At 70.8% G+C, this 20,634-nt stretch carries 24 protein-coding genes; 7 read left to right on the top strand and 17 right to left on the bottom strand.

All coding sequences use genetic code 11. The features are described from left to right. The first annotated feature begins 101 nt into the window (after positions 1-101). Complete coding sequence (locus GQ56_RS0123770) at positions 102-1,313, top strand: polyhydroxyalkanoate depolymerase (RefSeq protein ID WP_031401012.1); 1,212 nt, start codon at positions 102-104, stop codon at positions 1,311-1,313. Here the strand turns inward: GQ56_RS0123770 and GQ56_RS0123775 are convergent. The 11 genes from GQ56_RS0123775 to madL all read right to left on the bottom strand — a co-directional run bounded on the left by GQ56_RS0123775 (position 1,300) and on the right by madL (position 10,073). Then, positions 1,300-1,965: a phosphoribosyltransferase gene (locus GQ56_RS0123775; RefSeq protein ID WP_407638600.1), complete on the bottom strand. Its 666-nt coding sequence runs from the start codon at positions 1,963-1,965 to the stop codon at positions 1,300-1,302. The two genes, GQ56_RS0123770 and GQ56_RS0123775, sit on opposite strands and share 14 nt — an antisense overlap. Before the next feature lie 129 nt (positions 1,966-2,094). Beyond that, on the bottom strand, positions 2,095-2,616 hold the full coding sequence (locus GQ56_RS0123780) for a phospholipase D-like domain-containing protein (RefSeq protein WP_031401014.1): 522 nt from the start codon (positions 2,614-2,616) through the stop codon (positions 2,095-2,097). A gap of 105 nt (positions 2,617-2,721) precedes the next feature. After that, a complete protein-coding gene (locus tag GQ56_RS0123785; RefSeq protein WP_031401015.1) occupies positions 2,722-3,654 on the bottom strand; it encodes an acyltransferase domain-containing protein in 933 nt (310 codons plus the stop codon). Next, complete coding sequence (gene mdcB / locus GQ56_RS0123790; protein WP_031401016.1) at positions 3,651-4,517, bottom strand: triphosphoribosyl-dephospho-CoA synthase MdcB; 867 nt, start codon at positions 4,515-4,517, stop codon at positions 3,651-3,653. The genes GQ56_RS0123785 and mdcB overlap by 4 nt, the downstream gene beginning before the upstream one ends. Then, positions 4,514-5,182, bottom strand: a complete 669-nt coding sequence (mdcG, locus tag GQ56_RS0123795; RefSeq protein WP_031401017.1) for a malonate decarboxylase holo-[acyl-carrier-protein] synthase — start codon at positions 5,180-5,182, stop codon at positions 4,514-4,516. The genes mdcB and mdcG overlap by 4 nt, the downstream gene beginning before the upstream one ends. Then, positions 5,169-5,876, bottom strand: a complete 708-nt coding sequence (gene mdcE / locus GQ56_RS0123800; protein ID WP_031401018.1) for a biotin-independent malonate decarboxylase subunit gamma — start codon at positions 5,874-5,876, stop codon at positions 5,169-5,171. Before mdcE ends, mdcG begins: the two co-directional genes overlap by 14 nt. Beyond that, the gene (locus GQ56_RS0123805) at positions 5,863-6,798 is read right to left on the bottom strand and encodes a biotin-independent malonate decarboxylase subunit beta (RefSeq protein ID WP_031401019.1); all 936 of its coding nucleotides are present in this window, start codon (positions 6,796-6,798) and stop codon (positions 5,863-5,865) included. The genes mdcE and GQ56_RS0123805 overlap by 14 nt, the downstream gene beginning before the upstream one ends. Next, complete coding sequence (gene mdcC, locus GQ56_RS0123810) at positions 6,795-7,109, bottom strand: malonate decarboxylase acyl carrier protein (RefSeq protein WP_031401020.1); 315 nt, start codon at positions 7,107-7,109, stop codon at positions 6,795-6,797. The genes GQ56_RS0123805 and mdcC overlap by 4 nt, the downstream gene beginning before the upstream one ends. Before the next feature lie 10 nt (positions 7,110-7,119). Further along, entirely contained in the window at positions 7,120-8,766 is a 1,647-nt protein-coding gene (gene mdcA / locus GQ56_RS0123815) for a malonate decarboxylase subunit alpha (RefSeq protein ID WP_031401021.1), read from the bottom strand. 132 nt (positions 8,767-8,898) lie between these two features. Further along, positions 8,899-9,666: a malonate transporter subunit MadM gene (gene madM / locus GQ56_RS0123820; protein ID WP_031401022.1), complete on the bottom strand. Its 768-nt coding sequence runs from the start codon at positions 9,664-9,666 to the stop codon at positions 8,899-8,901. Positions 9,667-9,677: 11 nt separating this feature from the next. Continuing rightward, positions 9,678-10,073 (bottom strand): malonate transporter subunit MadL, encoded by a 396-nt coding sequence (gene madL / locus GQ56_RS0123825; protein WP_031401023.1) that lies wholly within the window; start codon positions 10,071-10,073, stop codon positions 9,678-9,680. 328 nt (positions 10,074-10,401) lie between these two features. On the opposite strand from madL, the gene GQ56_RS0123830 reads away from it, so the two are divergent. Beyond that, positions 10,402-11,250 carry a LysR substrate-binding domain-containing protein gene (locus tag GQ56_RS0123830; protein WP_031401024.1) on the top strand — a complete coding sequence of 283 codons (849 nt, stop codon included), beginning with the start codon at positions 10,402-10,404 and terminating at the stop codon, positions 11,248-11,250. A 154-nt stretch (positions 11,251-11,404) separates the two neighbouring features. Further along, positions 11,405-11,686, top strand: coding sequence for a DUF4148 domain-containing protein (locus tag GQ56_RS0123835; RefSeq protein ID WP_031401025.1), 282 nt, complete (start codon positions 11,405-11,407; stop codon positions 11,684-11,686). 39 nt (positions 11,687-11,725) lie between these two features. On the opposite strand, the gene GQ56_RS0123840 is transcribed toward GQ56_RS0123835, so the two are convergent. After that, entirely contained in the window at positions 11,726-12,643 is a 918-nt protein-coding gene (locus GQ56_RS0123840; RefSeq protein ID WP_031401026.1) for a 3-hydroxyacyl-CoA dehydrogenase NAD-binding domain-containing protein, read from the bottom strand. Positions 12,644-12,889: 246 nt separating this feature from the next. Between GQ56_RS0123840 and GQ56_RS0123845 the strand changes: the two genes are divergently transcribed. Together GQ56_RS0123845 and GQ56_RS0123850 are read left to right on the top strand one after the other, a co-directional pair. Further along, positions 12,890-13,330, top strand: a complete 441-nt coding sequence (locus GQ56_RS0123845) for an Hsp20/alpha crystallin family protein (protein ID WP_031401027.1) — start codon at positions 12,890-12,892, stop codon at positions 13,328-13,330. Positions 13,331-13,346: 16 nt separating this feature from the next. Next, the gene (locus GQ56_RS0123850) at positions 13,347-13,757 is read left to right on the top strand and encodes an Hsp20/alpha crystallin family protein (RefSeq protein ID WP_031401028.1); all 411 of its coding nucleotides are present in this window, start codon (positions 13,347-13,349) and stop codon (positions 13,755-13,757) included. A 191-nt stretch (positions 13,758-13,948) separates the two neighbouring features. Here the strand turns inward: GQ56_RS0123850 and GQ56_RS0123855 are convergent, their stop codons facing one another. From GQ56_RS0123855 to GQ56_RS0123870, 4 genes are all read right to left on the bottom strand, one after another. Then, positions 13,949-14,995 (bottom strand): bifunctional transcriptional activator/DNA repair enzyme AdaA, encoded by a 1,047-nt coding sequence (locus tag GQ56_RS0123855; RefSeq protein WP_031401029.1) that lies wholly within the window; start codon positions 14,993-14,995, stop codon positions 13,949-13,951. Then, positions 14,982-15,755, bottom strand: coding sequence for an isocitrate lyase/PEP mutase family protein (locus tag GQ56_RS0123860; protein WP_031401030.1), 774 nt, complete (start codon positions 15,753-15,755; stop codon positions 14,982-14,984). Before GQ56_RS0123860 ends, GQ56_RS0123855 begins: the two co-directional genes overlap by 14 nt. Before the next feature lie 172 nt (positions 15,756-15,927). After that, positions 15,928-16,230 (bottom strand): TFIIB-type zinc ribbon-containing protein, encoded by a 303-nt coding sequence (locus GQ56_RS0123865; protein WP_031401031.1) that lies wholly within the window; start codon positions 16,228-16,230, stop codon positions 15,928-15,930. 91 nt (positions 16,231-16,321) lie between these two features. Further along, positions 16,322-17,077: a TerC family protein gene (locus GQ56_RS0123870; protein WP_031401032.1), complete on the bottom strand. Its 756-nt coding sequence runs from the start codon at positions 17,075-17,077 to the stop codon at positions 16,322-16,324. Between the two features lie 109 nt (positions 17,078-17,186). On the opposite strand from GQ56_RS0123870, the gene GQ56_RS0123875 reads away from it, so the two are divergent. Next, positions 17,187-18,080 (top strand): LysR family transcriptional regulator, encoded by an 894-nt coding sequence (locus tag GQ56_RS0123875; protein WP_031401033.1) that lies wholly within the window; start codon positions 17,187-17,189, stop codon positions 18,078-18,080. Between the two features lie 116 nt (positions 18,081-18,196). Further along, a complete protein-coding gene (locus GQ56_RS0123880; RefSeq protein ID WP_052007322.1) occupies positions 18,197-19,450 on the top strand; it encodes a DUF2242 domain-containing protein in 1,254 nt (417 codons plus the stop codon). Positions 19,451-19,673: 223 nt separating this feature from the next. On the opposite strand, the gene GQ56_RS0123885 is transcribed toward GQ56_RS0123880, so the two are convergent. Continuing rightward, positions 19,674-20,594, bottom strand: coding sequence for a pyridoxal-phosphate dependent enzyme (locus GQ56_RS0123885; RefSeq protein ID WP_031401035.1), 921 nt, complete (start codon positions 20,592-20,594; stop codon positions 19,674-19,676). Positions 20,595-20,634 lie beyond the last annotated feature (40 nt).

Below are 20,634 nucleotides of genomic sequence, written 5' to 3' on the forward strand. Positions count from 1 at the left end.
AGATCGCTTGATACGCATCAGCCGGCCGCAGATCGGACTCCCGCTGCGCGGCTACAGTGGCCATAATGCAGATTCACGCCCCTTCCGCCCCAAGGTTCGCCATGTGGTATGCCCTCGTCGAGCAGCAGCGGGAATGGATGCGCGCCTGGCGCGCCGCGACGCGGCATGCGTTCGACGCGTGGCCCCCGACGACGCTGCCGCACGCCGCCGCGTCGTGCTACGACGATCTGTTCGAGCCGTTGCTCGGACGGCCGGCCGGCCCGCCGCGCTTCGACATCGGGTGGCCGGACCTCGGCGAGCGCATCGTCGCGCGCACGCCGTTCTGCGACCTGCGGCGTTTCACGCGCCCCGACACACGGCGTACGGTGCTGCTGTGCGCGCCGCTGGCCGGGCACGCGGCCGTGATGATGCGGGAAACCGTGGAAACACTGCTCGCCGACGGCGACGTCTGCGTGACCGACTGGCGCAACGCGCGCGACGTGCCGCTCGCGTCGGGCCGCTTCGGGCTCGACGAATACGTGGCGACGCTCGACGGCTTCGTCGACGGGCTCGCGCACGACGAGCGGCCGCTGCATGTCGTCGCCGTGTGCCAGGCGACCGTGCCGGCGCTCGGCGCCCTCGCCCTGCGCGCCGCACGCGGCCTCGCGCCGCCCGCGAGCATCACGCTGATCGGCGGCCCGCTCGACGCCCGCCTGAATCCGAGCTCGCTCGGCAGCGCCGCGGCCGCGCACTCGCTCGGCTGGTGCCGCCGCTACCTGATCGACGTCGTGCCGCCCGGCTTCACCGGGCACGGCCGCCACGTGTTCCCGACCTACCTGCAACAGGGCGAGATCGCCCTCCTGTATCCGCGGCGCTTCCTGACGCTGATCGAGGCCTACGCGCTGGCCGCGTCGCGCTTCGACATGGCCGGGCTCGCCGCGGCGCGGCGGGCGCTGCTCGAATACACCGCGCTGCTCGACATGCCGGCCGAGTATTTCCTCGACACGATCGACATCGTGTTCCAGCGCATGAGTCTCGCCAACGGCACGTGGGAGGTAGGCGGCCGGCGGATCGAGCCGGCCGCGCTGCGCGGCGTCACGCTGCTGACCGTCGAAGGCGCCTGCGACGCGGTCACGGGCGCCGGCCAGACGCATGCGGCGCTCGACATGTGCGGCGGCCTCACGGCCGACGAGCGCTATCGCATCGACGTCGACGATTGCGATCACTACGGGCTGTTTACGGGAGCGCGCTGGCACGGCAACGTCCATCCGGCGCTGCAGCGCGCGTTCGCCCTGGCCGAGGCCGACCGCCCGCACGGGCTCAGGCGGACGTGATGCCGGGTCGGAGACGGGCCGCGTCGAGCAATGCGCGCACCTCGTCGTCGCTCGTCTGCTCGAAGCACGCGTAGAACTGGCTGATCCCGAAGAACGACGACGGCTGCGACACCGCGACGAACGCGTCCGCCAGATCGTCGAACGCATGCCGCGCACCCGCCGGCGCAACCGGCGCGGCCGCCACGACGCGCGCGGGACGACGCTCGCGCAGCGCCTGCAGCGCGACGCGCATCGACGCACCGGTCGCAATACCGTCGTCGACGACGATCGCCACGCGTCCGTCGACCGACAGCGGCGGCGCGGCGCCCCGATACAGTGCTTCGCGGCGATGCAGTTCGGCCGTCTCGCGCGCGATCACGTCGGCGAGCTGCGTGTCGGACACGTTCATCGAACGGAGCACCGAACGCTGCAGATGAATCGCGCCGCCCGTCGCGATCGCCCCCATCGCGAGTTCGGGATCGTACGGCACGCCGAGCTTGCGCACGACCAGCACGTCGAGCGGCGCGCGCAGCGCGCAGGCAACCGGATACGCGACGGGCACGCCGCCGCGCGGCAATGCGAGCACGACGACGTCGCGACGCCCCGCGTAATCGCCCAATGCATCGGCCAGCTGGCGGCCCGCATCGGCGCGGTCGGCAAACCACTCGGTCACGATCGGCTCCCGGCTGTTGCGCCGGACGCGCGCAACCCGCGTCGGCGCCTGTCAACGAGCATGGTTCATCGGCGCGGCCGATGCAAGCGGGGTCACACCGGCGGGCGCAGCGCCCGCCGAAGGCAAGGATCAGAGGCCGCCGGCCTGCCGGTACAGCCGCCAGAACGACTGTGCATAGGATTGCGCGAGTTCGGGCGCGCGCCGGAACACGTTCACCGTTTCCGCATGCGCGGCCGCGCCTTCGGACAGCGTCGTCAGCGCGACGCTGTCGTCGACGATCACGAAGCGCGGCGCGGGATCGCCGGGCCGCGAATCGATCGCGACGTCGATGCCTGCGGATTTCAGATAGCCCGCGCCGCTGTACCTGCCGGCGCGCGGCGAGCGCACGAGCACGACCCGAACCTCGACGCCACGCGCACGCGCCGCGCGCAGCGCGCTCGCGACGGCCGGCTGCACGTGCGTATGGCCGGCCAGCAGCACGCGGCGCTGCGCTTGCTCGATCAGGCCGACGGTCGCGTCGGCCGCTGCGTTGTCATACGAAAAGTACGTGCCGAGCGATGCGGCGTCGGACGGCATCGGGCTGGCGTGGACGCTCGCCGCGCAGCAGAGCGCGGCGAGAAGGAAGGCGGCGGATCTCATGGCGGGCGCCATTGTAGCGACGCCAGTTCGGGTGGCAAGCGCCCGCGGCGGCGCTGCGGCGCGGGCGCAACACACGGTGCGGAAAACGCGTGCGACGGCGGCCGTCCCGGTCGCCGTTCAGCCCGATGCGACGCGCGCGAGCCAGCTCGCGACGCCGTCGACCGAACGAAAATCCGCCAGGCTGCGCGCCGGCAGCGCCGGATACGCCGCACCGGCCATCTCGGCGAGCGCGCGGCCGGGGCCGAGTTCGAGAAACGCGGTCGCGCCCGCCTCCACGCACGCGGCAAGACAGGCTGCCCACTCGACCGGCTCCGCGATCTGCCGCGCGAGCTTGTCGAGACCCGCATCGACATCGAGCACCGATGCGCCGTCGATGCCGGAAAACAGCCGCGTGCCCGGCAGCGGCCGCCGCACGTGCGTTGCGGCGAGCGACGCGCGGAATCCCGGCACGGCCGCCGCCAGCAGGCGCGTATGCGACGCGATCCGCACGCCCACCGGCGCGACGCGCAGCGCGCCGTCGCGCGCCGCATCGTCGCCCACCGCGTCGACATCGGCCTGCCGCCCGGCCACCACGAACGCGTCGCCCGGGTTCGCGATCGCGATCGCCGCGTCGCGGCCGTCGCACAGCCGCGCGAGCTGCGCGCGGGTCAGCCCCCGGACGAACACCATCCGCTCGCCGCCGCCGCTCGCGGCATCCATCGCACGCGCACGCGCATCGGCCAGGTCGAGCGCGTCCTCGGGCCCGATCATCCCCGCGACGCTCCACGATGCGACTTCGCCGACGCTGTAGCCTGCAACGCAGCGCCGGCGCGGCCACACGGCATCGAGCAGCGCGGCGGCCGCGAGCGCCTGGAGCGTGCAGAGGATCTGCGCGGCACGGTTTTCGTGCAGCGCGTCCGTCCCGGCTCGCCGGACCCACTCGCGCGGATCGTCGCCGAGGAGCCGGCCGGCGTGCGCGAACAGCGCGCCGGCCGCCGGCGCGGCGCCGGTCAGGTCGAACATGTCGGCGCGTTGCGCGCCCTGCCCCGAGCACAGGATGGCCAGCGTCATCGCACCGCCCCGCCGGCTTCGAGCGCATCGACGAAGACGCTCATCGCGAGCAGATCGGCCGCGCCGCCCGGGCTCAGCCGCCGCGCGACGAACGCAAGATGCACGGCGGCCGCGCGCAGCCGCCAGTCGCGCGCGCGCACGCCGCCGCGCGCCACGAATGCACGGGCGGTCGCCCGCGCGAAGTCGAGGCCGGCCTGCCCGCCCCGGTGCAGCAGATTCGTGTCGTCGAGCGCGGCAATCAGCGCGAAGCACGCATCGACGCGCGCGGCTTCCGGATCGTCAGGCAAATCGCGCTTCGCGCGGCGCAGCGCGGGCACCCCGACCGCGTACACGGTCGTGAACCCGTCGGCCGCCTCGCGACGCGCGCCGCCGACGCCGTAACGGCGGCTCGCGCGCTCGCCGTGGCTGTCTGGCAAGCGCGGGCCGCCCAGGATATCGGCGCCCCAGCGGCGCGCGACGCACGCGCCGAGCGTCGTCCCGTCCGGCGCGGCGCCGGGCATCGCACGCCGGCCCGCGGCCGCGCACAGCAGCCCGAGCCCGAAGATCGCGCCGCGATGCGTGTTGACGCCGCCCGTCGCGGCGAGCATCGCGTGCTCGGCCCGCAGGCCGATCTTGCGCAGCACGGCCATGTCCGCGTCGCGCGCGCCCGCGTCGGCCAGCTCGGCGAAGTACGGGCGCAACGCGGCGGCGCTGCGGGCGAACGTCGCGGCATCCATGTCCGAATGACTGCCTGTGTCGACGTGACTGACGAGCCCCGGCTTCGGATAGGTCTCGATCTCGAGCACGAGACAGCGCTCGGCCAGCCCGGCGATACGCTCGGCGTCGGACGGCGCCGCGACGCGCCGGGCAGCCGATGCGCTCATCGCGCGCCTCCGGTGAATGCGCCGGCCGGCATCAGTTCGACGGCGCTCGCGGTCTTGACCGCGACTTCGGGCTGGCGCGCATGCAGTTCGCGCCAGTTGACCCCCGCGCCGTCGGCGCGCAGCAGTTCGCCGTCGATGCGCATCGGCGCACCCGCGTCGATCGCCGCGAGGCCGTCGAGCAGCGGCGCAATCGACGCGGCGTCCGGCAACGGAAACACGATGTCGAGATCGGATGCCGCGCCAAGGTACGTCTCGCCCGTCAGCGCCTGCCACGCGAGGCTGCCGAACACGCGGCCCTGCACGCCGCAACGCACGCCGAGCGCGTCGAGCGCGCGCAGCGATGCGCGCCACGCGTCGGGCGCGACGGCCAGCACGTCGGCCGGCGCGGGCAGCGGGCCGATCGTCGCGAGCGCGTCGGCGGCCGCGTTCAGCGCGATACGCCGCTTGCCCGCGGAAGGCGGCAGCGGCAACCCGAGCGGCACGCGGCCGGCCTCGACCTCGTCGGGCGATGCGCGGCGCACGATCAGCGGCCAGCCGCGCGCGGCCCACGCCCGCACGCGCGGATCGGCCGCAAGCGCGGGGTCGCGCGCGAACGCCGCGTCCCACCCCGCCGACGTCAACGTGACGAGCGTGTGGCGGCGCAGCGGCATGTCAGCCTGCGGCACGCGCGAGCGCCTCGACGCGCCGTGCGACCTCGGTCGCGACCGGCCGGCCGCGCGCCGCGCGTCGATCGACGCGCTCGAGCGGCTTGCCGAGCCATTCGCCAACCTGCGCATCGAGCCCGCGCGCCGGATCGAGCACGGCGTCGACGGCGCCCATCTGCACGAGATTGTCGAGCCCCGGCGCGAATACCGGGGTCGAGCGCGACATCGCCGTCAGCACGTCGATCGGCAGCTTCGTCACGCGCGACATCGACGGCAGGTCCATCACTTCCGGCTCGGCGCCCGGCACCGCGAGCAGCGTGCGCGTCGCGAGCGCGGTCGCGATGAACGCGCCCGCGGCCGTGTGCCCGTACAGCACGCCGATCGTCCGGTGCCCGGCGAGATCGGCGTGCATCAGGCACTTCGCGAGATGCGACAGCCCCTCGTTCAAGCCGAGCAGTTCGTCGCGCTTGCTCATCCGCTGGCTGTCGCTGTCGACGAGTACGAGGATCGGCGTCGCCGCGCCGCGCTCGATCGTGCCGAGCACGTGCGACGCGAGGGTCAGCGCCTCGTCGATGCCGAACGGCAAGCGCTCGGCGACGCCGATCACGTCGACCCGCGTGCCGGCGAGTTCCGCGTGGCCGGTCAGCAGCCCGCCGGCGCGCGCGATCGAATGGCCGTGGGGAAACAGCGAGGTCAGGACTTCATCGAGCGTCATGCTTGGGCTCCTGCAGTTGGTCGGCAAGCGCGGCGAACGCGTCGTCCGGCATGCCCGGAATCGCTTCCGGCGCGGATGCGCCGAGCGCGCGCCACACGTCGAGCGCGTCCGCGCATCCGCCGAACCGCTCGACGCGCGCTTCGAGACGCGCCTGTTCCGCGCGCAGCATCGCCGCGTCGAACCGCGGCGCGCGGCCGATCAGCTCGAGCGCCGCCGCGCGGAACGCATCGGGCGTGTCGGCGACATAGCGGTCGACGCCGCCCGTCAGCCGCCGGTGCTTGCCGCCCATCGTGCGCCAGATCAACGCTCGGTCCTTCGCGTCGAATTCCTCGACGCCGCGATTGGTCTCGATCACTTCGGGGCCCGACACGCTGATGCGCCCCTGCTCCGATACCGCGAGCGCCGAACAGCACGCGGCAAGCAGTCCGCCGCCGCCGTAGCAGCCCGCGCGTCCGCCGACCAGCCCGATCACCGGCACGCCGGCCGCCCGCGCGTCGACGAGCGCACGCATGATCTCGGCGATCGCGAGCTCGCCCGCGTTCGCTTCCTGCAGCCGCACGCCGCCCGTATCGAACAGGATCAGCACCGGCTTGCCGGCGTCGCGCGCGGCCCGCAGCAGCCCCGTGAGCTTCGCGCCGTGCACTTCGCCGAACGCGCCGCCCATGAAGCGGCCTTCCTGCGCGGCGACGAACACCGGGCGGCCGTCGAGCCGGCCGTGGCCGACCACCATTCCGTCGTCGAACTGCTGCGGCAGGTCGAACAGCGGCAGGTGCGGGCTCGTCACGCGCTCGGCCGGCCCGAGGAATTCGCTGAAGCTGCCCGCGTCGAGCAGCCCGTCGATGCGCTGCCGCGCCGACGCCTCGTACCAGCTCGCGCCGTTCGCGACGAACGCCGGCGCGTCGTGGATCGCGTCGCTCATCATGCGTCCCCCTCGATGGCGCGCACGGCCTGCGCGAGGCGCAGCGACACCATGTCGGGGCGCGCGCCGCCGTCGTTGATCGACAGCTTCAGGCCGCCCGGCGTGCGCCGCTCGACGAAATCCGCCACGACGGCCTGCCATACCGCGCCGAAGCCGACCGCCGCGGTGCGAATGTCGATCTCGCATTCGTTGCCGGGCAGCACACGCTCGACGAGCACCTCGAGATTGCCGGACGCGACCACGCCGACGAGCGCCACGGCCTGCCCGCCCTTCGCGCGTTCGCGCGCGGTGAAGCGATAGTTCAACTGTTCCATGCCCTCTTCCTTACCAGTTGCGGAACCGGGCCGGCGGCGCGTAGAGCCCGCCCGACCAGTGCACGAGATCCTTGATCGAGCGCGCGGCGAGCCAGCGGCGATCGGCGTCGAGCGGATCGATGCCGAGATCCTCCGGGCGGCGGATCACGCCGCGCGCGCGCAACCGCTCGACCATCTTCCGGTCGCGGCCGCGGCCGATCTCCGTATAGCCGGCCACGCCGCGGATCGCGTGCTCGCGCTCGTCCCTGTCGCGGCACATCAGCAGGTTCGCGATCCCTTCCTCGGTGACGATGTGCGTGACGTCGTCGCCGTAGACCATGATCGGCGCGAGGTCGAGCTGCAGCTTGTCGGCGAGCTTCAGCGCATCGAGCTGCTCGACGAACATCGGCACGTTCTTGTCGCCGAACGTCTCGCCGATCTGCACCACGAGCTTGCGGCCGCGCCTGAGCGGCGCCGGCGTGTCGGGGTCGGCTTCCGCGCCGGCCTTCAGCCACGGCTCGCTCGGATGGCGCCGGCCGCGCGCGTCGCTGCCCATGTTCGGCGCGCCGCCGAAGCCGGCGATCCGCTCCGCGGTGACCGTCGACGAATGGCCGGACAGGTCGATCTGCAGCGTCGAGCCGATGAACATGTCGCACGCATAGAGGCCGGCCGTCTGGCAGAACGCGCGGTTCGAACGCAGCGAGCCGTCGGGGCCCGTGAACCACACGTCGGAGCGCGCGCGAATGTAGTCGTCCATCCCGACCTCGGAGCCGAAGCAATGGATCTGCTCGACCCAGCCCGACTCGATCGCGGGAATCAGCGTCGGGTGCGGATTGAGCGCCCAGTGCGTGCAGACCTTGCCCTTCAGCCCGAGCTTCTCGCCGTAGGTCGGCAGCAGCAGCTCGATCGCGGCGGTGTTGAAACCGATCCCGTGGTTCAGCCGCCGGATGCCGTACGGCTCGTAGATGCCCTTGATCGCGAGCATCGCGGTGAGGATCTGCGTTTCGGTGATCGCGGCCGGATCGCGCGTGAACAGCGGCTCGACGTAGAACGGCCGGCCGGCCTCGACGACGAAATGCACGCGATCGCCGGGAATGTCGACGCGCGGCACCTTGTCGACGATGCGGTCGACCTGCGCGATCACGATGCCGTCCTTGAATGCGGTGGCCTCGACGACGGTCGGCGTGTCCTCGGTGTTCGGCCCCGTGTACAGGTTGCCGTCGCGATCGGCGCTGACCGCCGCGATCAGCGCGACCTGCGGCGTGAGGTCGATGAAGTAGCGCGCGAACAGCTCGAGATAGGTATGCACCGCGCCGAGCGCGATCCTGCCGCCGAACAGCAGCTTCGCGATCCGCTGCGACTGGGGGCCCGAATACGCGAAGTCGAGACGCTTCGCGATGCCGCGCTCGAACACGTCGAGATGCTCGGGCAGCACGACGCCCGACTGCACCATGTGCAGATCGTGGATCTTCGCGCTGTCGACGTCGGCAAGCGCCGTCGCGAGCAGGTCGGCCTGCTTCTGGTTGTCGCCTTCGAGGCACACGCGGTCGCCGGGCCGCAGCACCGCTTCGAGCAGCGCGACGGCGTCGCGCGCATCGACCCGCTTGCCTTGCGCATGCGCCGCGCCGGCTGCGAGGCGTGCATCGCGCGCCTGACGCGCGTGATTCCATCCCGTCATGAACAGTTCTCCCGCTTCGATGGTTCAGCGGCATTCTAAGCCTGACGCCGCCGCCGATTGATGATGTTGACGAATGTGACTCAGAGGACGCCGCGATGGATGCGGCCCGCGCGCGGGCCGACCCGCGCCGGCCTATCCGCCGACCAGCGCGCGCGTCGTGAAGAACAGCACCGACGGGCCGAGCAGGCAGCCCACGCCGGTGTGGAACGTCGCGACCAGCGCGCCGTACGGGACGAGCCGGCGATCGGTCGCGGCAAGGCCCGCGCTCACGCCGCTGACGGTGCCGGCCAGGCCGCCGAAGATCATCGCGGAACGCGGCGTCTTCAGGCCCATGAAGCCGGCCGCGACCGGCGTGCCGACCATCACGATGATCGCCTTCACGAGCCCGGTCGCGATGCTGAGCGCGATCACGTCGGAGCTTGCGCCGATCGCCGCGCCCGTGACGGGCCCGACGATGTAGGTGACGGCGCCCGCGCCGATGGTCGTCATGCTGACCGCGTCGGTGTAGCCGAACGCGCGCGCGATGCACGCACCGACGATGAACGGCAGCACGGTGCCGAGCAGCAGCGACACCACGCCGACGAGCCCGGCCTTGCGCGCCTCGGCCGGCTGCACTTCGAACGCAGTCGCGACGATCGCGAAATCGCGCAGCATCGCGCCGCCCATCAGGCCGACGCCCGCGAACAGCGGCACGTCGGCGATCCCTTTCTCGCCGCCGGTGAACGCGCCGCCGGCATACGCGAGCGCAAGACCGATCACGATCGCGATCGCGGAGCCGTGCACGCGGCCGAACGTGAGCTTGCGCGACGCGATCGACGACAGCCACATGATCAGGCCGACCAGCGCGAACGACGCGACGAGCCCGTTGTGGGCGACGGTTTTTTCGAGCATCTGCAGCATGGCGGCCTCCGTCATTGTTCGTCGAATTGCGGCACGCCCGCGAAGGCCGTGTCGTCGCGCCCGGTGCGCACGAGTACCGCGATGCAGCAGGCGCAGATCGCGACCGCGCCGACGGCGGCCAGCAGCGCGACCGGCCCGCCCTTCAGCGCGGCGACGACGTTCTGGTTCGCGGCCATCGCGACGACGACCGGAATGTACATCGCGCCCCAGAAGCCGACGCCCGCCTCGGTCTCCTTCGGCAGCCAGCCGCGGCGGTGCAGCCACAGGCGCAGGCAGATCAGCAGCAACATCGCGATGCCGACGCCGCCGACGTTGGTCTTCACGCCGATCGCGCTGCCCAGCAGGTCGCCGAGGAACAGCCCGGCCAGATGGCAGAACGCCAGCAGCGCGGTTCCGTAGATGATCATGAGTCGTCTCCAGTCTCTTCGTGACGGGCGCCGGACGCGTGCAGGAACCGGGCCGGCACGCCGATCCCGTGCGCGGACTGTCTCCTGCGGCGGTGCGCCGCTGCCCGGCGGCCCGTCGTGCGGGTGCGTTCTCGGGCGGTCGATGGAATGATGCGGTTTCGGGCCGGACGCCGGATGCCGTAGACTGACCGATGCAGCCGCCGGCACGACGCGCCCCGCGCGCCCCGCTTGCGCCCCGTTGCGGGACGCACCGGGGCGTGATCCGATACTAGCGCCGCGCGCTCCGGCCATTTATGAAGTTGTCGAAACCGATTCAGTGGATTTAGCAATGCGTCCGTTACCGCCCGAGCTGCTGCGCAGCTTCGTCGCCGTCGCCCAGTCCGGCAGCTTCACGGCCGCGTCCGAGCGCGTGAGCCTGTCGCAGTCGACCGTCAGCCAGCACATCCGCCGCCTGGAGGAACTGCTCGACCGGCCGCTCTTCGAGCGCGATACGCGCAACGTGCACCTGTCGCGGCACGGCGACGCGCTGTTCCGCTACGCGGTGCGCATCCTCGAGCTGATGGACGAAGCCGTCACGTCGGTGTGCGGGCCGCCGCTGTCGGGCAAGGTGCGGCTCGCGATGTCGGAGGATTTCGCGTCGGCGCACCTGACGGCCGCGCTCGCCAGCTTCGTGCAGCGCAACCCGGAAGTCGAGCTCGCGATCTCGACCGGCCTGTCGGGCGACCTGTTCGACGCGCTCGACGAAGGGCGGCACGATCTCGTGTTCGCGAAGCGCATCGCGGGCAGCCGGCGCGGCCGCGTGATCCGCAGCGAGCCGCTGTACTGGTGCACGGGCCCCGATTCGCCGATCACCGGCCACGAGGCCGTGCTGCCGCTCGCGATGCATCCGGAGCCGAGCGTGTCGCGCCGCCGCGTGCTCGAATCGCTCGAGGCCGTCGGGCGGCCGTACCGGATCGCGGTCGTGAGCAGCAGCGTCGCGGTGTTGCGCGCGGCCGCGAGCGCGGGGCTCGGCGTCAGCGCGTTCGCCGGCTACGTGATCCCGGCCGGGCTCGCGCGGCTCGACGCGGGGCTGCCCGAACTCGGCGAACTCGAATACGTGATCGACCGGCCGGCGGCCGCGTCGCGCTCGACGCTCGCGCTCGAAGCCACGCTGATCGCGGCGGCCTCGGAGTTGTAACCGCGGCAGGCGCGCCGCCCGCGCGCGAACTGACAGCTCTGCCCGGAACGCGTCATCGTCCGCGCAGCACCCGCTCGCGACAATGGAACCCATCGGAACGCACGGCCCGCCGCCGCGCGCATCCGGTGCCTCGTTCCATTGACCGGAGTACGCCATGAACATCTTGCGATTCGCCGTCGCGACCGCCGCCGCCGCGCTGCTTTCCCCCGCCTTCGCCCAGACGACCGACGCCGCGGCGCCCGAGCAGGGACTGACCCGCGCGCAAGTCATCGACCAGCTCAAGCAGGCCTATCTGAACGGCGAACTGCCGACGAACGACGGCAACTATCCGCCGAGCGACGCGACACGCGCGCGCAACCGCGAACTCGTGCAGGCCGAGAATCCCCCGTGGCTCGCACAGGCGCCGCAGGCACCGCAAACGGCGGCGCAGCAGTAAGCAGCCGCAGGCTCGCCGGGTCGCTGCGCTGCGGCTCGATCAGGGCAGGAAGCTGCGCCGCCGCGCGTCGATCAGCTCGACGAGCAGCCGGTCGCGCTCGGCCGCGAGTTCCTGCATCGACCGCTCGCCCTGGATCGTGTGCAATTCGTCGTTCAGCTGGCGATCGACGGCCGGATCGAACGACGGCGTGCCGAGGTCGTCCCACCAGCTCGTGATCGGCCCCGACAGGTGCTCGAGAAAGTGCGCGATCCCGCCCGCGCCGCCGCCGAGGTGATAGGTCAGGCACTGCCCCATCAGCCCCCAGCGCAGGCCGGGGCCCCATGCGACGGCCTTGTCCGCATCGGCGACACTCACGACGCCTTCGCCGACGAGGTGATACACCTCGCGGAACAGCGCGGCCGCCAGCCGGTTCGCGACGTGCCCGGTCATCTCCTTGTTGAGGACGATCGTCTGCTTGCCGAGCGCATCGTAGAACGCCTTCACGCGCGCAATCACGTCCCGGCCGGTTGCGTCTCCGCCGACCAGCTCGACGAGCGGAATCAGGTGCGGCGGATTGAACGGATGCGCGATCAGGCACCGTTCGGGATGCTTCGCGCACGCGGTCTGGATGTCCGACATTTTCAGGCCCGACGAACTCGACGCGATCGGCACGTGCGCGGGCAGCACGTCATCCATCTGCCGGTACAGCTCACGCTTCAGATCGAGCCGCTCCGGGCCGTTCTCCTGCACGAAGTCGACACCGTCGAGCGCGCGCGCCAGATCGGCGTCGAACGACAGCCGCGCGGACAGCCCCGCCGCCCGCTCGCCCAGAAACGCGGCCAGCGCGTCGCGCAGCCGCGCGTCGGCCTGCGGTGCCGGATCCGTCGCGACGACGTCGAAGCCCTGCGTCAGATAGAAAGCTGCCCAGCTCGCGCCGATCACGCCGGCGCCGACGATCGCGATGCGTCGAATGTCCATGGTTGTCCCGTGTAGTTGGTCTGCGGATGGTGCGGCGGCGATTGTCGCATCGAATCCCGCGCGGATGCATTGACGCAGATTGCACATGCCCTCTTGAAATGCGTCGCGGCGGCCACTAATTACAGGGCGTCGGGCAGTGCGTCATGCCACGCGCCGCCCCCGTATCGACCCCGTGGAGTCACCGTCGCGCCCGCCGCAGGCGTCGCGCCGTCACGTCTCCCGCGTTCCCTGTTCAGGAGGACCAACATGAGCGGTATCCATTTCGGCAACGACCTGTTCGACGAATTCGCCCGCGTGCAGCGGCAGGTGGCGAACCTGCTCGGCGACCGCCCGTCCGGCATCCGCGCGGTGCGGCCCGGTGCCTTTCCCGCGCTCAACGTCGGCGCCACCGACGAGGCCATCGAGATCGTCGCGTTCGCGCCCGGCATGGCCGCGGCCGATTTCGACGTGTCGATCGACAAGGACCTGCTGACGATCAGCGGCGAGCGCAAGCCCGCGCCGCGCGGCGAAGGCGACGATCTGCGCACGTATGCACAGGAGCGCTTTCACGGCGCGTTCCGCCGTGTCGTCGAGCTGCCGCGGGATGCGGACCCCGACCAGGTCAGCGCCCGCTATGAAAACGGCTGCCTGCTGATCCGCGTCGGCCGGCGCGAGGCATCGAAGCCGCATTCGATTACCGTTCAATAATATTCAGGATACCGACATGAATACGAACCCGACCCTGGCCGAACGCCGCCCGAACGTCGTTCACTCCGCCGCCGCCGAAGCCGCGCGCCGGCCCACGATCACGCCGGCCGTCGACATCGTCGAGAACGCACTCGGCGTCACGCTGCGGGCCGACCTGCCCGGCGTGCCGCGCGAGAACCTCGACGTGAAGGTGCACGACAACACGCTGACGATCGAAGCCGACACGCACCTCGACACGCCGGCCGACCTGCGCGTCCGTCACGCCGAAGTCCGCGCGACGCGTTATGCACGGTCGTTCGTGCTGAGCCCCGACCTCGACACGTCGCGGATCGATGCGAACCTGCGCGACGGCGTGCTGACCGTGACGATTCCGCGCCGCGAGGAAACGCGTCCGCGCCGCATCGACGTGACGGCCGGCAACGCGTAAGCGCGCGCAGCCATCTCCCCGCTCCGCATGAAAATGCCCCGCCGGACGTCGTCGGTGGGGCATGGTGTATCGGCGACATCACCGCGATGCGCGACGGGGCATGCCGGTTGCCCGCTCGTCCGCGCGGGCATGCCACCGGCAAGGCCGGCCGCTCCGGTTCCGATCCGGGGCCCATCGGACTGCCGACGCCGCTACGCGTGGCGCCGCTCATGCTCGAGCAGCCACTGCTTGCGGGCCAGCCCGCCGCCATAGCCTGTCAGCGTCCCGTCCCGCCCCAGCACCCGGTGACACGGTATGACGATCGCCACCCGGTTCGCGCCGTTGGCACGCGCGACTGCCCGCACCGCACGGGGATGGCCGAGCTGCTCCGCCTGTTCGCCGTAGCTCGCCGTACCGCCATAGGGAATCGCACGCAGGGCCTGCCATACCGACTGCTGAAACGGGCTGCCGGGCGTGTCCAGCGCCAGATCGAACCGCTTGCGCACACCGGCGAAATACTCGCCGATTTCACGTTCGGCCTGACGCGTATGCGCGTTTTCTCCCGCGAGGATGCGTGCGTGCAACAGTCGCTGGAGATCCCTGAATTCGGTCTCCAGCATGCGCCGGTCGACAAACTCGAGCAGGCATGCGCCACGCTCGCTCGCACACACGAACATCGGCCCCAGGGGCGTGGTGAAGCGATGCACGAGCACCACGTTCGCGGCCCCGGTCGGCGCGCGCCCCGTCAGTTTCCTGCAGGTATAGCCGAAACCGCTCAGCGAATCGTAGCCGCTGTCGAGCGCGACGTCGGTGGCCCGGCGGCCGGCCTTCAGTTCCTCGAGCGCCGTATTGATTCGCAGCGAACGCTGGAACGCCTGGAAACTCATCCCGTAATGCCGGTGAAACCAGCGGCGGATGCGTTCCGGCGCGAGCCCGCGCTGCCGGAGAAGCTCATCGGTCACGCGCTCTTTCGGATGCGCACGCACCCAGTCGATGGCCTCGGCCACCTCGGGCGGCGCGGCGTGGGCGTTCTCGGTCGGCTTGCAGACCTTGCAGGGCCGGTAGCCGGCATCGAGCGTTTCCTTGAGGTCCGTGTAGAACACGACGTTCTCGCGTTTGGGCTTGCGCGCCCGGCAGGTCGCGATGCAGAACACGCCGGTGGTCTTCACCCCGACGTAGAAAATGCCGACGTGATCCGCCGCCCGTTCGACCAGCGCGCGATAGTAGGCGTCGATCCGCCCGGCGTCAGTCACCAGCATGCGCGAACACCGGCTGGAAGGATTGACCGGCGCGCACGTCGACGAGCAGTTGCTGCAGCACCTGGTGCATCCGCCGGTGCAGGAAATTGCCCATGCTGATGCGCTTGACGCCCAGCGCCGCCAGCCGCTCGAACGGCGGCAGATCAGGCATGCACATCACGTTCAACGGAAGCGGGACGCCGGCCGCAATCGCGGCGATATCGGCTTCGTCGGTCACACAGGGAACAAAAAGGCCGTCCGCTCCGCTCAGGGCATAGCGCCGGCCGCGTGAAACGGCTTCCTCGCGCGCATGGGCCACGCCCAGCAGAAAGGTATCGGTGCGGACGTTGAGGAACAGCCCGATGCCGGCCGCCCGCAAGCCGGCATGGATATCGTGCAGGCGCCGCGCAAAGGTATCGGTATCCACCAGCGTGCGACGGCCTTCGCGCACGACACTATCCTCCAGGTTGACGCCGGCCACGCCCAGCGCGGCCAGCTCGCGCAGATTGTCCACCACGGCCTCGGGCGTCGCGCCATAGCCGGCCTCGACATCGACGGACAGCGGCAGGCCGGATACCGATCGCACACGCGCGACCAGCGCCTTCAATTCGGCAAAGGCGATACCCTCGCCGTCTGCATGGCCGAGCAACTCGGCCATGGCGGCGCTGGAGGTCCCGATCGCCGCATACCCCGCGGCTTCCGCGGCACGGGCGCTGGCCGCATCCCAGACGTTGGCGAGCAGCAGCGGTTCGGTTTGTTGATGAAGCCGGGCAAAATTCATGGAACACCTCGCGTGAACATGGCGCAAGTATCGTTGCCCGGCCGATCGCCTCACAACCGAAATTTGAACAGGTATTTTTCGGCCGGCCGCGCCGCGTCTCCCGGCCTTCTCCGGCACCGCAGCCCCGTTGGACGGCGCGTGCCTGGTGCCGGCGCGGGAAGCGACGCCGCGGTCAATCGAAATCGAACAGGTCGAACACCGACTTCTTGCGACGCTGGCCGTCGTGCCGGTAGCGATCGTCGTGCGCGCGGCCGTCGCGCCCCCAACTGTCGTCGTGGCCGCGCGGCGTGTGCGCATCGTGCTGCGCCGGCGCCATATCGCGCCGCGCCGGCGCGTCGCCGGTCTCGCCGGCGATCAGCTTGTCGAGTTCGCCGCGATCGAGCCACACACCGCGGCACGTCGGACAGTAGTCGATCTCGATCGACTGGCGCTCGGCCATCAGCAGGTCGGGCGTCTTGCAGACTGGGCATTTCATTGCACTTCTCCTTTCCGTATGGATTCCTTAAAAATTCCACTTGAATACGTGCGAGCCGGCCGCCGCAGCGGCCCGCATCGCACACGATGGCTTAGTCGCCCTCCACCCGCGCCGCGCGCTTCGCCTTCGCGCGCCGCGCCAGCATGTTCATCCCCTCGACGAAGGCCGAGAACGCCATTGCCGCGTAGATATAGCCCTTCGGCACGTGCGAACCGAAACCTTCGGCAATCAGCGTCATGCCGATCACGACGAGGAACGACAACGCAAGCATCACGATGGTCGGGTTCCGGTCGATGAAGCGTGCGAGCGGCTGGGCAGCGAACAGCATCACGGCCACCGCGACGATCACCGCGACGAACATGATCGGGACGTGCTCGGTCATGCCGATCGCGGTCACGATGCTGTCGATCGAGAACACGATGTCGAGCATCACGATCTGGCCGATCGCAGCCCACACCGTCAGGCCGGCCGCACCGCCGGCACCGCTCGCGCCGTCGCCGTCGTGCGCCACGTGGTGATGGATCTCGGTGGTCGCCTTCCAGACGAGGAACAGGCCGCCCGACAGCAGGATCATGTCGCGCCACGAGAACGCATGGTCGAAGGCCGTGAACACCGGTTCGGTGAGGCTCGCGATCCACGCGACGCTGCCGAGCAGCGCGAGGCGCATCACCAGCGCGAGCGCGATGCCGAGGCGCTGCGTGCGGGCGCGCTGCGCTTCGGGCAGCTTGTTGCTGAGGATCGAGATGAAGATCAGGTTGTCGATGCCGAGCACGACTTCCATCACGACGAGCGTCAGGAGCGCGGCCCAGACGGCGGGGTCGGCGGCAAGCGTCAGCAGGTAGTCCATGAAATGGGCCGATACGAAAGTGGAAAGCCAGATGATATGCCGCCCCGAACTTCGGAAAAATCAGAGAGAATCTGATCTTAGGTTCGGTTTTTACGAAGTAAACGATTCCATGCTCAATTTCCGGCATCTGTACTATTTCTGGGTCGTCGTGAAGGAAGGCGGCTTCGCGCGCGCGGCCGGACGGCTCGACATGGCCGTGCAGACGATCAGCGCACAGGTGCGCGAGCTCGAGAAGGCGCTCGGGCACCAGTTGCTGCGCCCCGCCGGGCGCGGCGTCGCGATGACCGACGCCGGCCAGGCCGCGTTCGCGCGCGCGGAGGCGATCTTCGAGATGGGGCGGCTGATTCCCGACGAAGTCCGCGCGGCGGCCAGCCGGCCGACCGTGCGGCTCGCGGTCGGCCTCGCGGACGGCATCTCCAAGCTCGCCGCCCACGCGATCCTCGCGCCGGTACTCGATACGCCCACGCTGCGGCTGCTGTGCCACGAGGGCGAGCACGACGCGCTGCTCGCGGAGCTGGCGCTGCATCATCTCGATCTCGTGCTGGCCGGCCAGGGCGCGCCGTCGGGCTCGAACCTGCGCGTGACGAGCGAGCGGCTGGTCGCGTCGCCGGTCGACTGGTACGGGCCGGCGGCACTCGTGACGCCGGCCGCGCGGCAGCGCTTCCCGCAGTGCCTGGCCGACCTGCCCGTGCTGCTGCCGACCGCGCATTCGGCACTGCGCGCGCGCCTCGATCAATGGCTCGAAAGCGAACGGATCGTGCCGCGCGTGGCCGGCGAGTTCGAGGACAGCGCACTGATGGCCGTATTCGCGGCGCGCGGCCTCGGCGTGTTTCCGCTGAGCGAACTCGGCGCGAACGACGCGTCGCTGCTGCGCGGCCTTCGGCGGCTCGGGCGCGCGGGCGACGTGACCGAGGAAATTCACGCGATCCGCTCACGGCGCGGCGAGCATCATCCGCTCACCTCGCAGTTGCTGGCCGCGGCTCGCCCCGCGCCGGCCGACTGAAGCGAGCGCGACATCAAACGAAACTATAATGACGCCCCGGCCATCCGAGATTTGCGCGCGCACCACCCGGGCGCCTCCCCTTGCGCGGCATCTCGCCGAGCCTTCTGAAAGACGCCATGCACAACCGATTTCGCCTGTTTTCCGCTTCGTGCGCGCTCGCGGCCGCGACCGTGCTGGCAGCGTGCTCGTCGCCGCCCAAGCCGATCTACCAGCAGGAGCAGTTCGACGCGACCAGCAGCCCGTACGCGCACACGTTCCATTCGAAGTCCGACGCGACCTGCGAGGCCGCGCGGCGCGCGCTGCTGAGCCAGGGCTATGTGGCGTCGTCGTCACGCAACGACGCGGTCGACGGCAGCAAGAATTTCCAGCCGAACAACGACATGCACGTCGTGATCGAGTTTCACGTCGTGTGCGCGGACGCGAACGCGGACGGCTCGTCGAGCATCGCGTACGTGAACGCGGTGCAGGACCGCTACACGCTGAAGAAATCGAATACGTCGGCCAGCGTCGGCCTCAGCCTGTTCGGCTCGCTGTCGCTGCCAATCGGGTCGAGCGACGATGCGCTCGTCAAGACCGCGAGCGAGACGATTCCCGCCGGCGTGTTCTATGAGCGCTTCTTCAACCTCGTCGACCATTTCCTGAAGATCGATCCGGCCCGGCGCGATCGCGCCACCGTCAAGCAGGCCGAAAAGGAAGCCGTCGCACCGCTGCCCGAGCCCGCGCCGACGCCGCAAGGCGAGCCGATCAAGATGACGACGCCGGTCGTGCCGACGCCGCCTGCCGCACCCGTGCCGCTTTCGGCGCCGGGTGCCGCGCCGGCATCGGGCGCGAGCGCCGTGCCTACCGCGACGGGCGGTGCGGCGCCGGCGGGAGCGGTTTCGGCGCCCGTCGCCGCGCCGACGCCCGCGCCGGCTTCGGCTCCGGTTGCCACGGCGACGCATGCACCGGCTTCGGCCCCCGTTGCCACGTCGACTCTTGCACCGGCTGCGGCTCCCGTTGCCACGTCGACACCTGCACCGGCTTCGACTCCCGTTGCCACATCGACTCTTGCACCGGCTGCGGCTCCCGTTGCCACGTCGACTCTTGCACCGGCTACGGCTCCCGTTGCCACGTCGACTCTTGCACCGGCTTCAGCACCAGTCGCCTCATCGACACCTGCACCGGCTCCAGTCTCCGCGTTGACGCCTGCATCGGCGTTGGCACCCGCACCCGCCTCTGTATCTGTCTCCAGCCCGGCATCGCCTCCTGCCGCCACGGCGCCGGCCGCGACCGCGACTTCGGCCCCCGCATCGGCATCTGCGCCCTCAAGCGGATCGCCCGCACCTGCCGCCGGCACCCCGGTCGCATCCTCCGCACCCGCCGCGAACTGACCGGCACCCGTATCGTCGCGCCCGGCCGCATCAGGCTCGGCACGACGATACGTACCCTTCCCCGTCACGCGCCTCCACCGGATTTCCCGCCCTGACGGCAGCCGGCCGCCAGCGTGGCAGCCGTCATTGCATGAATGCCGCCCTGCGGATCAAGTGCTGCCGGCGCCTGCGACCACCCACATCGACCGTCGCCCCGCAGGCCCGCCCGCACCAGCCGCCCGGCTCACCGTAACGTCGCGTGCAGCGTCTGCAGTTGCTCGACGGTGGTCGTCACGCCGCCGCAGACGATCACGGCAACCTCCGTCGCCGAGGCGAGCACGGGAACCGTCCGCTCGAGCGCGGTCAGCGCGGCGCCGCAAGCGGGCTCGACGACGATCCGGTGTTCGTCCAGAAAGCGCAGCGACGCGGCCACCGCGTCGGCATCGGACACGACGACCGGCTGGATCGCGTGCCGCGTGGCCCATTCGAGCGCCGCGTCGCACGGCTGCTTCGCGCCGAGCGACGTCGCGACGCTCGTGATCGCCGGCAACACGACGGGGCGTCCCTCCGCGAGCGAGCGCGCATAACAGTCGGCGCCTTCCGTTTCGGCCGCGACCACCGGCACGTCGTGCCAGCCGTTGCGCGCCAGCCCCTCGAGCACGCCGCACAGCAGCCCGCCGCCGCCGACCGCGAGCACGACCGCGTCCGGCTTCGGACCGGCCGCGGCCATCTCGTCGATCATCGTCGCGTGACCCTGCCACAGCACGCGGTCGTCGAACGGATGCACGAATGCGTCGTGCTCGCCGAGCGCCGATTGGGCGAACGCGTTCGCCTCGGCCCAGCTCGCGCCGTGCACGACCAGTTCCGCCCCTTCGATCCGAATCAGCTCGCGCGCACGTGCCGACGTGCTTTCCGGCACGACGACGCTCACCGGCACACCCAGTTCGCGGCCGCAATACGCGACGGCGATGCCCGCGTTGCCGCCCGACGACGACACGAACCGCCGGGCGCCGGCCGCATGCCGCGCTTCGCAGACGGCGCCGACGCCGCGCAGCTTGAACGAGCCCGACGGCTGCAACGCCTCGAGCTTCAGCCGGATGGTCTTGCCGAGCCGGCGGGACGCGATTTGCGAGCGGACATAGGGAGTGGGGATATGAAGCGGCATGGGACGGGACCAATGGGAACAGGGGGAACGGTGGAAACGC

Source organism: Burkholderia paludis (assembly GCF_000732615.1).
Taxonomy (GTDB): Bacteria; Pseudomonadota; Gammaproteobacteria; order Burkholderiales; family Burkholderiaceae; genus Burkholderia; species Burkholderia paludis.

Coding starts and splice junctions, on each gene's coding strand:
- GQ56_RS0123830 (WP_031401024.1), top strand. CDS start 10,402: ATGCGTCCGTTACCGCCCGAGCTGCTGCGCAGCTTCGTCGCCGTCGCC.
- GQ56_RS0123880 (WP_052007322.1), top strand. CDS start 18,197: ATGCACAACCGATTTCGCCTGTTTTCCGCTTCGTGCGCGCTCGCGGCC.
- mdcB (WP_031401016.1), bottom strand. CDS start 4,517: ATGAGCGCATCGGCTGCCCGGCGCGTCGCGGCGCCGTCCGACGCCGAG.
- GQ56_RS0123840 (WP_031401026.1), bottom strand. CDS start 12,643: ATGGACATTCGACGCATCGCGATCGTCGGCGCCGGCGTGATCGGCGCG.
- GQ56_RS0123780 (WP_031401014.1), bottom strand. CDS start 2,616: ATGGCGCCCGCCATGAGATCCGCCGCCTTCCTTCTCGCCGCGCTCTGC.
- mdcC (WP_031401020.1), bottom strand. CDS start 7,109: ATGGAACAGTTGAACTATCGCTTCACCGCGCGCGAACGCGCGAAGGGC.
- GQ56_RS0123850 (WP_031401028.1), top strand. CDS start 13,347: ATGAATACGAACCCGACCCTGGCCGAACGCCGCCCGAACGTCGTTCAC.
- GQ56_RS0123875 (WP_031401033.1), top strand. CDS start 17,187: ATGCTCAATTTCCGGCATCTGTACTATTTCTGGGTCGTCGTGAAGGAA.
- GQ56_RS0123860 (WP_031401030.1), bottom strand. CDS start 15,755: ATGAATTTTGCCCGGCTTCATCAACAAACCGAACCGCTGCTGCTCGCC.
- madM (WP_031401022.1), bottom strand. CDS start 9,666: ATGCTGCAGATGCTCGAAAAAACCGTCGCCCACAACGGGCTCGTCGCG.
- GQ56_RS0123855 (WP_031401029.1), bottom strand. CDS start 14,995: ATGCTGGTGACTGACGCCGGGCGGATCGACGCCTACTATCGCGCGCTG.
- GQ56_RS0123770 (WP_031401012.1), top strand. CDS start 102: ATGTGGTATGCCCTCGTCGAGCAGCAGCGGGAATGGATGCGCGCCTGG.
- mdcE (WP_031401018.1), bottom strand. CDS start 5,876: ATGACGCTCGATGAAGTCCTGACCTCGCTGTTTCCCCACGGCCATTCG.
- GQ56_RS0123865 (WP_031401031.1), bottom strand. CDS start 16,230: ATGAAATGCCCAGTCTGCAAGACGCCCGACCTGCTGATGGCCGAGCGC.
- madL (WP_031401023.1), bottom strand. CDS start 10,073: ATGATCATCTACGGAACCGCGCTGCTGGCGTTCTGCCATCTGGCCGGG.
- GQ56_RS0123885 (WP_031401035.1), bottom strand. CDS start 20,594: ATGCCGCTTCATATCCCCACTCCCTATGTCCGCTCGCAAATCGCGTCC.
- GQ56_RS0123805 (WP_031401019.1), bottom strand. CDS start 6,798: ATGATGAGCGACGCGATCCACGACGCGCCGGCGTTCGTCGCGAACGGC.
- GQ56_RS0123835 (WP_031401025.1), top strand. CDS start 11,405: ATGAACATCTTGCGATTCGCCGTCGCGACCGCCGCCGCCGCGCTGCTT.
- GQ56_RS0123845 (WP_031401027.1), top strand. CDS start 12,890: ATGAGCGGTATCCATTTCGGCAACGACCTGTTCGACGAATTCGCCCGC.
- GQ56_RS0123785 (WP_031401015.1), bottom strand. CDS start 3,654: ATGACGCTGGCCATCCTGTGCTCGGGGCAGGGCGCGCAACGCGCCGAC.
- GQ56_RS0123870 (WP_031401032.1), bottom strand. CDS start 17,077: ATGGACTACCTGCTGACGCTTGCCGCCGACCCCGCCGTCTGGGCCGCG.
- mdcA (WP_031401021.1), bottom strand. CDS start 8,766: ATGACGGGATGGAATCACGCGCGTCAGGCGCGCGATGCACGCCTCGCA.